At 63.1% G+C, this 13,400-nt stretch carries 14 protein-coding genes; 11 read left to right on the top strand and 3 right to left on the bottom strand.

Annotated features, from left to right (window positions below; genetic code table 11):
* Positions 1–56: 56 nt before the first annotated feature.
* A complete protein-coding gene (locus IB234_RS04660; RefSeq protein ID WP_192314597.1) occupies positions 57–1,031 on the top strand; it encodes a serine/threonine protein kinase in 975 nt (324 codons plus the stop codon).
* Between the two features lie 16 nt (positions 1,032–1,047).
* On the opposite strand, the gene IB234_RS04655 is transcribed toward IB234_RS04660, so the two are convergent.
* On the bottom strand, positions 1,048–1,446 hold the full coding sequence (locus IB234_RS04655; protein WP_192314587.1) for an NINE protein: 399 nt from the start codon (positions 1,444–1,446) through the stop codon (positions 1,048–1,050).
* A 112-nt stretch (positions 1,447–1,558) separates the two neighbouring features.
* Here IB234_RS04655 and IB234_RS04650 point away from each other — a divergent pair, with 112 nt between their 5' ends.
* Together IB234_RS04650 and IB234_RS04645 are read left to right on the top strand one after the other, a co-directional pair.
* Positions 1,559–2,770 (top strand): putative DNA modification/repair radical SAM protein, encoded by a 1,212-nt coding sequence (locus tag IB234_RS04650; RefSeq protein ID WP_192314585.1) that lies wholly within the window; start codon positions 1,559–1,561, stop codon positions 2,768–2,770.
* Positions 2,770–4,209 (top strand): TIGR03915 family putative DNA repair protein, encoded by a 1,440-nt coding sequence (locus IB234_RS04645; protein ID WP_192314582.1) that lies wholly within the window; start codon positions 2,770–2,772, stop codon positions 4,207–4,209. Before IB234_RS04650 ends, IB234_RS04645 begins: the two co-directional genes overlap by 1 nt.
* Before the next feature lie 4 nt (positions 4,210–4,213).
* Here the strand turns inward: IB234_RS04645 and IB234_RS04640 are convergent, their stop codons facing one another.
* Entirely contained in the window at positions 4,214–5,359 is a 1,146-nt protein-coding gene (locus IB234_RS04640) for a PilT/PilU family type 4a pilus ATPase (RefSeq protein ID WP_192314580.1), read from the bottom strand.
* Between the two features lie 57 nt (positions 5,360–5,416).
* Entirely contained in the window at positions 5,417–6,451 is a 1,035-nt protein-coding gene (pilT, locus tag IB234_RS04635) for a type IV pilus twitching motility protein PilT (protein WP_192314577.1), read from the bottom strand.
* Positions 6,452–6,523: 72 nt separating this feature from the next.
* Here pilT and IB234_RS04630 point away from each other — a divergent pair, with 72 nt between their 5' ends.
* From IB234_RS04630 to IB234_RS04595, 8 genes are all read left to right on the top strand, one after another.
* On the top strand, positions 6,524–7,228 hold the full coding sequence (locus tag IB234_RS04630) for a YggS family pyridoxal phosphate-dependent enzyme (protein ID WP_192314574.1): 705 nt from the start codon (positions 6,524–6,526) through the stop codon (positions 7,226–7,228).
* A gap of 16 nt (positions 7,229–7,244) precedes the next feature.
* Positions 7,245–8,063 carry a pyrroline-5-carboxylate reductase gene (gene proC / locus IB234_RS04625; RefSeq protein WP_192314571.1) on the top strand — a complete coding sequence of 273 codons (819 nt, stop codon included), beginning with the start codon at positions 7,245–7,247 and terminating at the stop codon, positions 8,061–8,063.
* Positions 8,064–8,072: 9 nt separating this feature from the next.
* Positions 8,073–8,666 carry a YggT family protein gene (locus tag IB234_RS04620; protein ID WP_192314568.1) on the top strand — a complete coding sequence of 198 codons (594 nt, stop codon included), beginning with the start codon at positions 8,073–8,075 and terminating at the stop codon, positions 8,664–8,666.
* Between the two features lies 1 nt (position 8,667).
* Entirely contained in the window at positions 8,668–8,964 is a 297-nt protein-coding gene (locus IB234_RS04615) for a DUF167 domain-containing protein (RefSeq protein ID WP_192314565.1), read from the top strand.
* A 139-nt stretch (positions 8,965–9,103) separates the two neighbouring features.
* Complete coding sequence (locus IB234_RS04610) at positions 9,104–11,092, top strand: dynamin-like GTPase family protein (RefSeq protein ID WP_192314561.1); 1,989 nt, start codon at positions 9,104–9,106, stop codon at positions 11,090–11,092.
* A gap of 98 nt (positions 11,093–11,190) precedes the next feature.
* A complete protein-coding gene (gene metX / locus IB234_RS04605; protein ID WP_192314558.1) occupies positions 11,191–12,330 on the top strand; it encodes a homoserine O-succinyltransferase MetX in 1,140 nt (379 codons plus the stop codon).
* 1 nt (position 12,331) lies between these two features.
* Positions 12,332–12,952, top strand: coding sequence for a methionine biosynthesis protein MetW (gene metW / locus IB234_RS04600; RefSeq protein WP_192314555.1), 621 nt, complete (start codon positions 12,332–12,334; stop codon positions 12,950–12,952).
* A gap of 26 nt (positions 12,953–12,978) precedes the next feature.
* Positions 12,979–13,398, top strand: a complete 420-nt coding sequence (locus tag IB234_RS04595; RefSeq protein ID WP_192314552.1) for a DUF4426 domain-containing protein — start codon at positions 12,979–12,981, stop codon at positions 13,396–13,398.
* The last annotated feature ends 2 nt before the right edge of the window (positions 13,399–13,400 follow it).

Raw genomic sequence — 13,400 nt, 5'->3', positions numbered from 1 at the left:
CTGAGCACGCAGCTTTCCTGGCCGTGGCACACTGGCGCCCCCGACTGGAGCACAACATGAGCCACCCCTTCGCCACCCTCACTCCCGATCTGGTCCTCGATGCAGTGGAGAGCCTCGGCTACCTGAGCGATGCCAGAGTGCTGGCCTTGAACAGCTACGAGAACCGCGTCTATCAGATCGGCATCGAAGCAGCCGAGCCGATCATCGCCAAGTTCTATCGACCGGAGCGCTGGAGCGATGCGGCAATTCGCGAAGAGCACACATTCACTCGAGAGCTGGCCGAACATGAAGTCCCAGTCGTAGCGGCTCTTGAGCTTCAGGGAGAAACCTTGTTCGAACATGCCGGCTTCCGCTTCTCGGTGTTCCCTCGCCGGGGAGGGCGAGCTCCGGAGCCGGGAAACCTGGAGCAGCTGTATCGCCTGGGGCAGCTTCTCGGTCGCATGCATTCGATAGGGGCAACCCGCCCGTTCATCGAAAGGGAAACCCTATCCGTTGACAGCTTCGGCCATGCTTCGATGGAGGCCCTTCTCCAGGGAGGCTTCGTTCCACCAAGACTGCTACCAGCCTATCAGTCGGTAGCGAGGGATCTGCTCGCCAAACTGGATGAGCTCTTCGGTCGAGTCCGATACAGCGCCATCCGACTGCACGGAGACTGTCACCCAGGCAACCTCCTTCATCGCGACAACGCGTTCCACGTGGTGGACCTTGACGACTGCCGCATGGGGCCTGCGGTGCAGGATCTGTGGATGATGCTCGCCGGAGATCGCCATGAGCGATTGAGCCAGCTGGCCGAATTGATCGACGGCTACCAGGAGTTCGGCGACTTCGACCCGCGAGAGCTGCCGCTGATCGAGGGGCTACGGGCGCTACGTCTGCTTCATCACAGCGCCTGGATCGCCCGCCGCTGGGACGACCCCGCCTTCCCCCTGGCCTTTCCCTGGTTCGCCAACGAGCGTTATTGGGGAGACCAGATTCTGGCATTGCGCGAACAGATCGCCGCCCTCGACGAAGAACCGCTTCGGCTGTACTGAGCAGTCCGGAAGCGGGTCAACTGCGCGAGGCGTTGCGTATGGATACCTGCGTGTTAAGCGTCCAGAAGTCGTAGAGAACACCTACTAGGAACAGGCCGCCGGTGAGCAGGTAGATGACCCCGGTGATCCACTTGCCCTGATACATGCGGTGAACGCCAAACACACCGAGGAAGGTCAGCAGGATCCAGGCCACGTTGTAATCGGTGTCGCCGGCGGTGAAGCGCAGGTCGGCCTCACGATCCATCGCCGGGATCAGGAACAGGTCGATGATCCAGCCAATAAAGAACAGGCCGAAGGTGAAGAACCAGATGGTCCCGGTCACCGGCTTGCCGTAGTAAAAACGGTGCGCACCGAGGAAGCCGAATATCCACAGCAGATAGCCGATGACCTTGCTGTGCGTGTCCTGACGTTGCATGTGATCTCCCTGGAACGGAATGGGTCGCAGAACCGACGATCGGCCGATGCGACCGCTTGCGTCGACAATCGACTACACAAATACTGTATGCAAATACAGTATTTGGCTACTCATGGAACTTATAGACAAGCTAACCGTATTGGCCGACGCGGCCAAGTACGACGTGTCCTGCGCCAGCAGCGGTGCCCCCAAGCGCGACTCTCGCGGCAAATCCGGCCTGGGTGCCACCAATGGCATGGGCATCTGTCACAGCTTCACTCCGGATGGCCGCTGCGTGGCGCTGCTGAAGGTACTGCTGACCAACTTCTGTCTGTACGACTGCCAGTATTGCGTAAACCGCCGCTCCAGCGATGTGCCACGCGCACGCTTCACTCCCGAGGAAGTGGTACGCCTGACCCTGGACTTCTACCGGCGCAATTGCATCAGCGGCCTGTTCCTCAGCTCCGGGATCATTCGGTCGGCGGATTACACCATGGAGCAGTTGGTGCGCGTTGCCCGCCTGCTGCGCGAGGAACACGAGTTTCGCGGCTATATCCACCTCAAGACCATTCCCGACGCTTCACCCGAGCTGATCACTGAGGCCGGCCGCTATGCCGACCGTCTCAGCGTCAATATCGAACTGCCCAGCGAGGCCAGCCTGATCCGTCTGGCACCGGAGAAGAGCGTCGGCACCATCAAGCAAGCGATGGGCTCGATCCGCCTCGGCGTCGACGAGGCCCGCGAGGAGACCCGCGCACCGGCCTTCGCCCCCGCCGGGCAGAGCACGCAGATGATCGTCGGCGCCGACGACACCGACGACCGCACCATCCTCGACACCGCACAGACCCTGTACGGCGCCTACCGCCTCAAGCGCGTGTACTACTCGGCGTTCAGCCCGATTCCACACAGCCCGAAGAGCGTGCCGTTCCAGGCGCCGCCGCTGCTGCGCGAGCACCGCCTGTACCAGGCGGACTTTCTCCTGCGCGGCTACGGCTTCAATGTCCAGGAGCTGATCGCCACTCCAGGCAACCTGGCACTGGACGTCGATCCCAAACTGGCCTGGGCTCTGGCCAATCGCGCGCACTTCCCGCTGGATCTGAATCGCGCGGAACCGGCGATGATCGCCCGCGTACCGGGCATCGGCGTACTCAGCGCCAGGCGACTGGTCGAATTGCGCCGCCAGCGCCGCATCCGCTATGCCGATGTAGCACGCCTGCGCTGCTCGATGGACAAGGCCAAGCCATTTATCGTCACCCAGGATTACCGCCCGCAGCAGGCCACGTTGGAGTCCGCCGTACTGCGCCGCCAGCTCAGCGATGCGCCGTCGCAGATGGCTCTCTGGTAATGCTCGTCGCTCATTTCAATGGCAGCTTCGCGGGCTGGCGCAGCGAGGCCCGCCGGCTGCTGCTGGCGGGCGCTGAACCCCATGAAGTGAGCTGGCAGGCAGGCGAGACGGGCGCAGACCTGCTCACCGAACTCGCCACCGAACCACCACGGATTTCGGCGGCAGCTCCACCGCGAATCCCCCGCGAACTGCCGGAACTGCTCGAAACCGCGGCTCGCTTTCGGGCCGATGATCGCTGGGCGCTGCTCTACCGCATTCTCTGGCGTGTCGCCCATGGCGACCGCACGGCCATGCTTGCCGGCGACCGCGATGGCAACGTCCTGCAGCGTCGCATCAAGAGCGTGCATCGCGAGGCCCACCACATGCACGCGTTCCTGCGTTTCAGGGAGCGAACGCCAGAAGACGGGACACCGAACTTTGTCGCCTGGCACGAGCCGGCCCACGATATTCTCGACATGGCTGCCGGACACTTCGCCGAACGTCTGGGCCGCGCCAGTTGGCTGATCGCCACTCCCGACGCCGCGGCACTGTGGGATGGTGCGAAAATGCAAATCCTGCGCCCCTGCCCTGCAGAGCTGAGCCAGCTGGCGAGGGGCGCCGAAGATCCGGGCGCCGAACTGTGGCTGGCCTACTACGGCAGTACGTTCAACCCTGCGCGACTTAACCAGGATGTGCTGGAGAGCAACATGCCGGTACGCTTCTGGAAAGATCTTCCCGAAGGGCCGCTGATTCCGCAGCTGATGAGCCAGGCGCGTGCCGGCCAGCAGCGTCTGGCGCAAACCGCCAGTGTCGGGGAACTGACGGGCAAGGAGGTGCTGATCGCCAGCGACAGGGCGCAGCCGCAGCGCTCTTCAAGCACGTTGCTGGACAACTGCCGCGCCTGCACGCTCTGGCGCGACGCCACCTGCGCCGTTCCGGGCGAAGGCCCGAACGGCGCGCGCATCATGCTGATTGGGGATCAGCCCGGTGATCAGGAGGACCTGGCCGGGCGGCCCTTCATCGGTACCGTAGGCCAGGTGCTGCAAAGGGCGCTGGATCACGCCAAGCTTTCGCGCGATACGCTGTACCTGACCCATGCCGTAAAACACTTCAAGTGGCAACCCGGCAGCGGTCCACTCGACCGATCTTCCGACCGTTTGGGCGTGGCAGCCACCCAAGGAGAGATGGAGGCCTGCCGTCGCTGGCTGGTTCAGGAGCTGGAGCAGCTTGCGCCGCGAGTCATCGTGGCCCTTGGCAAAACAGCTTTGGCATCGCTGCTGAAAACCTACGAACTGCCGTACATGAATATGGACGACCTGCTAGGTCGCCCATTCCGGCACGAAGAGCTCTGGGTGGTGGTGGCGCCTCATCCAGCAGCAGCGCTCAATGAAGACGGCGGCAATCAACGCTTCAACGAGTTGATTACCGCCCTGTGTCAGGCAAGCCAGCTGGCGGCCTGAAGGATCAGCGGAAGCGGCGACCCGGATCTTCTTCGCTGACTTCCAGGCTCAGGCCCTGGCTCATGCTGGTCAGGTGGTCGCCATCGGTTTCCGAGCCGAGCTTGATCATCAGGCGCAGATCGTTCGCAGAGTCGGCGTAAAGCAGGGCATCTTCGTAGGTGATCTCGCCCTGTATGTAGAGGGCGTAGAGCGCCTGGTCGAAGGTCTGCATGCCAAGCTCGGTAGAGCGCTTCATCAGCGCCTTGAGCTCATGCACCTCGCCCTTGCGAATCAGGTCCGCGGCCAGCGGGGTATTGATCAGCACCTCGATTACCGCGCGACGCCCCTTGCCGTCGGGAGTGGGCACCAGCTGCTGCGCGACAATGGCCTTGAGGTTGAGCGACAGGTCCATCCACACCTGGTTGTGTCGATCCGGCGGGAAGAAGTTGATGATCCGGTCCAGAGCCTGGTTGGCGTTGTTGGCGTGCAATGTGGCGAGGCAAAGGTGCCCCGTCTCGGCAAAGGCCACGCCGTAATCCATGGTCTCGCGGGTACGGATCTCACCAATCAGGATCACGTCCGGCGCCTGGCGCAGGGTGTTCTTCAACGCCACCTCGAAGGACTCGGTATCAATACCGACCTCGCGCTGGGTGACGATGCAGCTCTGGTGCTGGTGGATATACTCGATCGGGTCTTCGATGGAGATGATGTGACCGCTGGTGTTCTTGTTGCGGTAGCCGATCATCGCCGCCAGCGAAGTGGACTTGCCGGTACCGGTGGCCCCCACGAACAGCACCAGGCCGCGCTTGGTCAGTGCCAGTTTCTTCAGCACTTCGGGCAGCTTGAGGTCATCGAGGGTCGGGATGTTGGTCTCGATGCGACGCAGCACCATACCAGCCAGGTTGCGCTGGTAGAACGCGCTGACCCGGAACCGGCCGATACCACGAGCACTGATGGCGAAATTGCACTCATGGTTCTCGGCGAACTCGCGGCGCTGCTGCTCGTTCATCACCGAGTGCACGGTCTCGCGGGTCTGCTCGGGAGACATAGGGGTCTTGGTCACTGGCATGATCTTGCCGTTGACCTTCATGGAAGGTGGGACACCAGCCGTGATGAACAGGTCGGACCCTCCTTTCTCGACCATCAAACGCAACAGTTTTTCAAATTCCATTTTTACCGCCCATGAGTCTTGCGCATTGCCGCCGGGTGACCGGCTACCCGCTCGTTATCAGAAATTTTCCGGCGTTTTCGCCTTCTCGCGTGCCGCCTCGCGACCGACCAACCCTTTGGCCACCAAGCCCTTCAGGCAATTGTCGAGCGTCTGCATGCCGAGCGCACCGCCGGTCTGGATCGCCGAGTACATCTGCGCCACCTTGTCCTCGCGAATCAGGTTACGGATGGCCGGCGTACCGATCATGATCTCGTGGGCCGCCACCCGGCCGCCGCCGATCTTCTTCAGCAGGGTCTGCGAGATTACCGCCTGCAGGGATTCGGAGAGCATGGAGCGAACCATGGATTTCTCCTCGGCCGGAAACACGTCGACCACGCGGTCGATGGTCTTGGCCGCGGAGGTGGTGTGCAGGGTGCCGAACACCAGGTGACCGGTTTCCGCGGCGGTCAGCGCCAGACGGATGGTCTCCAGGTCACGCATCTCACCGACGAGGATGATGTCCGGGTCTTCCCGCAGTGCGGAGCGCAGAGCTTCGGAGAAGCCGTGGGTATCGCGGTGTACTTCACGCTGGTTGACCAGGCACTTCTTCGACTCGTGAACGAATTCGATCGGGTCCTCGATGGTGAGGATGTGGTGGTACTTGTTGTTGTTCAGGTAGTCGAGCATGGCCGCCAGGGTGGTCGACTTGCCCGAACCGGTCGGGCCGGTGACCAGCACGAGGCCGCGCGGTACGTCGGTGATCTTCTTGAACACCTCGCCCATGCCCAAGTCTTCCATGCTCAGGACCTTGGAGGGAATGGTCCGGAACACGGCGCCCGCGCCGCGGTTCTGGTTGAAGGCGTTGACCCGGAAACGTGCGACACCAGGCACTTCGAAGGAGAAGTCGGTCTCGAGGAACTCCTCGTAATCCTTGCGCTGCTTGTCGTTCATGATGTCGTAGATCAGCGCGTGGACCTGTTTGTGGTCCATCGGCGGCAGGTTGATCCGCCGTACATCGCCATCGACACGAATCATCGGCGGCAGACCCGCCGAGAGGTGCAGGTCCGACGCGCCTTGCTTGGCGCTGAAGGCGAGCAGCTCGGTAATATCCATGGGACTCCCCAATCACATGCAAGCAGGTAGAATGCCGCAGACCCCTGACGGGCGGGCTATAGAGCGCGAGTAATGTCCACGATAGCAGAGAATATTGCAAAGGTTCGCGAGCGTATCCGTGAGGCGGCGCAAGCCTCGCAGCGTGAGCCAGAGACAGTCGGCCTGCTCGCCGTGAGCAAGACCAAACCGGCCCAGGCCATACGGGAAGCGCATCAGGCAGGCCAGATCGACTTTGGCGAGAACTACCTGCAGGAAGCGTTGAACAAGCAGACCGAGCTGGCAGACCTCGCTCTGATCTGGCATTTCATCGGCCCCATACAGTCGAACAAGACCAAGGCCATCGCCGAGCACTTTCACTGGGTGCACTCGGTGGACCGCCTGAAGATCGCTCAGCGCCTGTCCGAACAACGCCCCACCCACTTGCCGCCACTGAATGTCTGCCTGCAGGTCAACGTCAGCGGCGAGGTCAGCAAGTCGGGCTGCACGCCCGAAGAGCTTGCCGAGCTGGCACAGGCGGTTACACAACTGCCGCGACTACGCCTTCGGGGGTTGATGACAATCCCCGAACCAAGCGACGATCCTCAGACTCAGCGCGAGCCTCTGGCTCGCCTGCGCCAGCTACGCGACACGCTGAACCCTGGCCTCGACACCCTGTCCATGGGCATGAGTCAGGATCTGGAAGCAGCTGTCGCCGAAGGTGCCACCTGGGTGCGTATCGGCACCGCCCTGTTCGGCGCCCGCAACTACGGCTCGCCCAACGATGGTTCGCCACACTAATTAAGGAAGCACGTACATGAGCCACCCCCGCATCGCCTTCATCGGCGCCGGCAACATGGCGACCAGCCTGATCGGCGGCCTGCTCGCCCAAGGCGTCCCGGCTACCCACATCCGTGCCAGCGATCCGGGAGCCGAACAGCGCGCCAAGGTTGCCCACGAGTACGGCATCGAACTGTTCGAGAGCAACGCCGAAGCGGTCATCAATGCCGATGTGGTGGTCCTGGCGACCAAGCCTCAGGTGCTCAAGGGCGTGTGCCAGACTCTCGCGCCCAGCCTGCAGTCAAGCCAGCTGATCGTCTCCATCGCTGCCGGCATCACCTGCGCCAGCCTGAGTGCCTGGCTCGGCGATGTGGCTCTGGTACGCTGCATGCCCAATACTCCGGCACTGCTGCGCCAAGGGGTCAGCGGCCTGTATGCCAACGCACGGGTGAACTCGATGCAACGCCAGCTGGCCGAGCAACTGTTATCCGCCGTCGGCCTGGCGCTGTGGCTGGAAGAGGAACAGCAGATCGATGCCGTCACCGCCGTGTCCGGCAGCGGGCCAGCCTATTTCTTCCTGCTGATCGAGGCGATGACCGCCGCCGGCGAGAAGCTTGGCCTGCCGCGCGACACTGCCGCTCAACTTACCCTGCACACCGCCCTCGGCGCCGCGCGCATGGCCACCGAGAGCGACGTCGAGGCAGCCGAGCTGCGCCGCCGCGTCACTTCACCCAACGGCACTACCGAGGCGGCGATCAAGACCTTCCAGGCCGGCGGCTTCGAGGCACTGGTGCAACAGGCACTGGACGCCGCCGCCAGGCGCTCCGCCGAACTCGCCGAACAACTGGGTCAATAAGGAACGTACATGTCCGGATTCGCAGAAGCCCTCATCTATATCATCCAGACGCTCGGCAGCCTGTATCTGCTGATCGTCCTGCTGCGTTTCATCCTGCAACTGGTGCGCGCCGACTTCTATAACCCTCTCAGCCAGTTCACCGTGAAAGCCACCCAGCCGCTGCTCAAGCCACTGCGTCGGATCATCCCCGGCTTTGGCGGCGTCGACCTGGCCTCGCTAGTGCTGGCCGTCTTGGTACAGCTGTTGTTGATGGTCATCGTCGTCCTGATCGCTGGTTACAACCCCGTCGCCGTCGGCCTGCAGCTACTGGTCTGGGCGATCATCGCGGTGACCTCGCTGTTCCTGAAGATATTCTTCTTCGCCATGATCATCAGCGTGATCCTCTCCTGGGTCGCCCCCGGCAGCTACAACCCCGGCGCTCAGTTGGTCAATCAGATCTGCGAGCCGCTACTGGCGCCCTTCCGCAAGCTGCTGCCGAATCTCGGCGGCCTGGACATCTCGCCGATTTTCGCCTTCATCGCACTGAACCTGCTGGATCGCTTCGTGATCGGCAACTTGGCCGCCATGAGCGGAATGCCGGCGATGCTCAGCCCATTCATCTGACGTGAGCTGGTATCGCTGGGACGGTGACGACCTGATCCTCGACTGCCATCTGCAGCCCAAGGCGAGCCGCGACGAGTTCGCCGGGCTGCATGGCGAACGCCTGAAGATCCGCCTCACCGCCCCGCCGGTGGAGGGCAAGGCCAATGCCCATCTGATGGCCTTCCTCGCGGCCGCCTTCGGCGTCGCCAAGAGCCAGGTCATCCTGGAAAGTGGCGAACTCAACCGACAGAAACGCGTCCGCGTCCGCTCCCCGCGTCAGTTGCCGGACTTGCCAGGCATGACCGCCGGGTCGCCCTGAGCGACCTTCGAGCCGAAGTTGTGAAGCGGGCCGATTGACGCGCGTTCGCACCCACGCATAATGCGGCCATCTCCGGCAAAGCCGCAGTTATTCCGTGGCTGCGTGCCAGCCAATCGACCGTCGAACCAGGAGTGTCCGGATGAGCATGGAACGTCTCAGCCAGCAAGTGGACGCCTATGTCGCGTGGAAGCGCGAACTGATGCGCGAGATCACCCGCTATCGCAGCTGGCTGGCGGAGCACCGTCTCGGCTCGGAAGCGATGGATGCCCGTCTGGAGCGCGCGCTCAAGCTGCTGCGCACCGACCACATCACCCTGGCCTTCGTCGGCGAGTTTTCCCGCGGCAAGACCGAGCTGATCAACAGCCTTTTCTTCTCTGAATACGGCCAGCGCATGCTGCCGTCGCATGCAGGGCGCACCACCATGTGCCCCACCGAGCTGTTCTTCGACCCCCGCTCCGAACGTCCCTACATTCGCCTGCTGCCGATCGAAACCCGCATGGCCGATGCCAGCGTGGCGCAGTTCAAGCGCATCCCTCGGCACTGGGTCAACATTCCGCTCGACCCGAGCGATCCCGACAACATGGCTCTGGCGTTCGCCCAGGTGGCGAAGACCAAGCCGATGCCGGTCGAGCAGGCCATTCAGCTTGGTTTCCTCCCGGACATGCTCGAGACCACTGGCCGACCCGACCAGGTGCTGGTACCTGCCTGGCGCCACGCCATGGTCAACTTCGACCACCCGCTGCTACGCCAGGGCCTGCGCATCCTCGACACTCCCGGTCTCAACGCGCTGGGCAGCGAACCCGAGCTGACTCTGTCGATGTTACCGAGCGCGCAGGCGATCCTGTTCCTGCTGGCTGCCGACACGGGCGTCACCTCGAGTGACATGGCGATCTGGAACGAGCATATCCGCCAGCTGGACGGAGACAGCCAGGCCAGCCTGTTCGCCGTCCTCAACAAGATCGACGTGCTGTGGGACGACCTCGCCGGTGACGAGCATGTCGCCAAGGCGATCGGCACCATGCAGGACGCAACCGCCAGGCAACTGGGGATCTCGACTGCCAGCGTGCTGCCGCTCTCGGCCAAACAAGCGCTGATCGCCAAGGTACGCCAGGACAAGGAACTGCTCGAACGCAGCCAACTGGCAGATCTGGAAAACCTGCTCTGTGAACGCATCGTCGCCCAGAAGGAGCGCCTGCTCGAGGATCGGGTGGTCAATCAGGTACTGGCCCTGCTCAACAATAGCCAGCACGTACTCGGGTTACGCCTCGAGAAGGTGCGGGAGCAACAGGCGCTGCTACAGACGCACCAGAACGACAACGGCCAGCTGCTATTCGAACTGACAGCCAAGACCAAGGACGATCACAGCCAACACCACAAGCGCCTGCTCGGCCTCAAGACCAATCAGCGCCTGCTCAAACGCCAGGGTGATCTGCTTCGTGCCGCGGTGCGCCCGGAGCGGCTGGAGGAACACCTGACGCAGGTCCGTCAAGGACTGAACGGCAGCTGGACCACCGTCGGCATTAACCAGGCCATTGTCCAGTTCTTCAAGAGCGTGGAGCACGATCTGGGCAATCTGCTGCACGAGGCTGAAATGGCCAACAAGATGGTCGCCGCCATCTATCGCCGGCACAACGACGAGAATCCCCTGCATGGCGTCGATGCGCCACAGTTCAACAGCCGGACCCACCAGCGCGAACTGCAGCAGCTACGAGCCAAGGCAGATCAGTTCCGCCTGCATCTTAAGACGCTGATGACAGAGCAGCGCAGCCTCAGCCGCCGCTTCTTCGCCACACTGGTGCAGGAGGTGATCGGCCTGCATCGGCGACTGCGCCACGAGGCCGAACAGTGGGCCAACGACGCGCTGATGCCACTGATGCAGCACACCCTCGAGCACAAGCAGATGCTGGAAACCCACATGCTGCGCCTCAAGGCCCTAGCCCAGGAAACCCAGCAGGCGCGCCAGCGTGGCCAGCAGCTGGCGGGATATTGCACCCAGCTGGAAGGCCAACTGGCTCAGGCCAACGAGATGCTCCGTGCATTGCGCCGCCCGGCACCGATCCAGCGACAAGGAAAAGTCGTCACGCTGCCCTCGGCGATCCGCCAACAAAGCGCTGCCGACCCTGCCTAAGCCCCGTCAAATCAGCGGCTTAGCCACGGCCCCCGCGCTTGCTGCCGGGGGCCGTGCTCTTTAGACTGCTGCACTTTCCTGGAGCGAGAGCTGGCGCGATGCCGACCGTTTTCCCCGCAGACTCCGTCGGCCTGGTCACCCCCCAGACCGCCCATTTCAGCGAGCCGCTGGCGCTGGTCTGCGGTCGCAGCCTGGCCGACTACCAGCTGGTCTACGAGACCTACGGCACACTCAATGCCGCGGCCAGCAACGCCGTGCTGATCTGCCACGCACTCTCCGGCCATCACCACGCCGCCGGCTTCCACAGCGCCGACGAGCGCAAGCCCGGCTGGTGGGACAGCTGCATCGGCCCCGGCAAGCCGATCGACACCAACAAGTTCTTCGTCGTCAGCCTGAACAACCTCGGCGGCTGCAACGGTTCGACCGGACCCTCCAGCCTCAACCCGGCCAACGGCAAGCCCTACGGCGCCGACTTCCCGGTGATGACGGTGGAAGACTGGGTCAACAGCCAGGCGCGCCTGGCCGACCAGTTGGGCATCCACCAGTGGGCCGCGACCATCGGCGGCAGCCTCGGTGGCATGCAGGCCCTGCAGTGGACCATCAGCTACCCCGAGCGCGTGCGCCACTGCCTGTGCATCGCCTCGGCGCCCAAGCTGTCGGCGCAGAACATCGCCTTCAACGAAGTCGCGCGCCAGGCCATCCTCACCGACCCGGAGTTCCACGGAGGCCATTTCCAGGAACAGGGGGTGATCCCCAAGCGCGGCCTGATGCTGGCGCGCATGGTCGGCCACATCACCTACCTGTCGGACGACGCCATGGGCGAGAAATTCGGCCGCGAGCTGAAGACCGACAAGCTCAACTACGACTTCCACAGCGTGGAATTCCAGGTCGAGAGCTACCTGCGCTACCAGGGCGAGGAGTTCTCCGGGCGCTTCGACGCCAACACCTACCTGCTGATGACCAAGGCACTGGACTACTTCGACCCGGCCGCCGCCCATGACGGCGATCTGGCCAGGACTCTGAGCGTGGCCAAGGCCGACTTCTGCCTGATGTCCTTCACCACCGACTGGCGCTTCTCGCCGGCGCGCTCGCGGGAGATCGTCGATGCCCTGCTGGCGGCGAAGAAGAACGTCTGTTACCTGGAGATCGACGCACCGCAGGGCCACGACGCCTTCCTCATGCCGATCCCGCGCTACCTGCAGGGCTTCAGCGCCTACATGAACCGGATTGAGGTCTGATATGCGAGCGGATCTGGAAATCATCCAGGAATGGATCGCCGCGGGCAGCCGCGTGCTCGACCTCGGCTGTGGCGACGGCGAACTGCTGGCCCACCTGCGCGACCACAAGCAGGTCGGCGGCTACGGCCTGGAGATCGACCCCGAGAAGATCGCCAAGTGCATCGAGCGCGGAGTCAACGTCATCGAACAGAACCTCGACGAAGGCTTGGGCAACTTCGCCGACAACAGCTTCGACGTGGTGGTCATGACCCAATCACTGCAAGCCCTGAAGTACCCGGACAAGGTCCTGGCGGAAATGCTGCGGGTCGGCAAGACCTGCATCATCACCTTCCCCAACTTCGGCCACTGGCGCTGCCGCTGGTACCTGACCACCAAGGGCCGCATGCCGGTGTCGGACTTCCTGCCGTACACCTGGTACAACACGCCGAACATCCACTTCTGCACCTTCGAGGACTTCGAACGCCTGTGCCATGCCCAGGGTGCGAAGGTGGAAGAACGCCTGGCCGTCGACCACGAACATCGCCACAACCTGGGTAGCCGGCTTTGGCCTAACCTGTTGGGTGAGATCGGCATCTATCGCGTCAGCGGGTCCGGCCTGGCCGATCACCGCGTAGCCGTCTAACCCCTCGACGCTCCGGAGAACTTCTTATGCGCCGCTTAGCATCCCTCATTATCTGCCTGCTACTTGCCCTGCCGGCCACCGCCGAACGCAAGCAGACCTTCGGCGAACTGGACGTGCACTACAGCGTGTTCAACTCCAGCTTCCTGCAGCCAGACATTGCCGCTGCCGCCAGCCTGACCCGCAGCAAGACCGTCGGCGTGCTCAACATCGCCGCGCTCAAAGGTGGCAAGGGCCAACCGGCCAAGGTCGGTGGCAGCCTGAAGAACCTGCTCGGGCAAACCGTCGAACTGCAGTTCAAGCAAGTGTTGGAGAGCGGCGCCGTGTACTACCTGGCCGAGTTCCCGCTGCGTGAGCGCGAGATGCTGACCTTCAGCATTAACGTGCAGATCGGCGAAGGCGCGCCGCACACCCTTACCTTCAACCAGGAAGTGTTCCCGGACGAATGACC

The organism is Pseudomonas sp. PDM16 (assembly GCF_014851865.1).
Lineage (GTDB): Bacteria > Pseudomonadota > Gammaproteobacteria > Pseudomonadales > Pseudomonadaceae > Aquipseudomonas.
This window is presented reverse-complemented; position numbering and strand designations above follow the sequence as displayed.

Excerpts from the sequence above, each read along its gene's own strand:
- IB234_RS04660 (WP_192314597.1), top strand. The coding sequence starts at position 57 with ATGAGCCACCCCTTCGCCACCCTCACTCCCGATCTGGTCCTCGATGCA.
- IB234_RS04595 (WP_192314552.1), top strand. The coding sequence starts at position 12,979 with ATGCGCCGCTTAGCATCCCTCATTATCTGCCTGCTACTTGCCCTGCCG.
- metX (WP_192314558.1), top strand. The coding sequence starts at position 11,191 with ATGCCGACCGTTTTCCCCGCAGACTCCGTCGGCCTGGTCACCCCCCAG.
- metW (WP_192314555.1), top strand. The coding sequence starts at position 12,332 with ATGCGAGCGGATCTGGAAATCATCCAGGAATGGATCGCCGCGGGCAGC.
- IB234_RS04620 (WP_192314568.1), top strand. The coding sequence starts at position 8,073 with ATGTCCGGATTCGCAGAAGCCCTCATCTATATCATCCAGACGCTCGGC.
- proC (WP_192314571.1), top strand. The coding sequence starts at position 7,245 with ATGAGCCACCCCCGCATCGCCTTCATCGGCGCCGGCAACATGGCGACC.
- IB234_RS04640 (WP_192314580.1), bottom strand. The coding sequence starts at position 5,359 with ATGGAATTTGAAAAACTGTTGCGTTTGATGGTCGAGAAAGGAGGGTCC.
- IB234_RS04655 (WP_192314587.1), bottom strand. The coding sequence starts at position 1,446 with ATGCAACGTCAGGACACGCACAGCAAGGTCATCGGCTATCTGCTGTGG.
- IB234_RS04610 (WP_192314561.1), top strand. The coding sequence starts at position 9,104 with ATGAGCATGGAACGTCTCAGCCAGCAAGTGGACGCCTATGTCGCGTGG.
- IB234_RS04630 (WP_192314574.1), top strand. The coding sequence starts at position 6,524 with ATGTCCACGATAGCAGAGAATATTGCAAAGGTTCGCGAGCGTATCCGT.
- IB234_RS04645 (WP_192314582.1), top strand. The coding sequence starts at position 2,770 with ATGCTCGTCGCTCATTTCAATGGCAGCTTCGCGGGCTGGCGCAGCGAG.
- IB234_RS04650 (WP_192314585.1), top strand. The coding sequence starts at position 1,559 with ATGGAACTTATAGACAAGCTAACCGTATTGGCCGACGCGGCCAAGTAC.
- pilT (WP_192314577.1), bottom strand. The coding sequence starts at position 6,451 with ATGGATATTACCGAGCTGCTCGCCTTCAGCGCCAAGCAAGGCGCGTCG.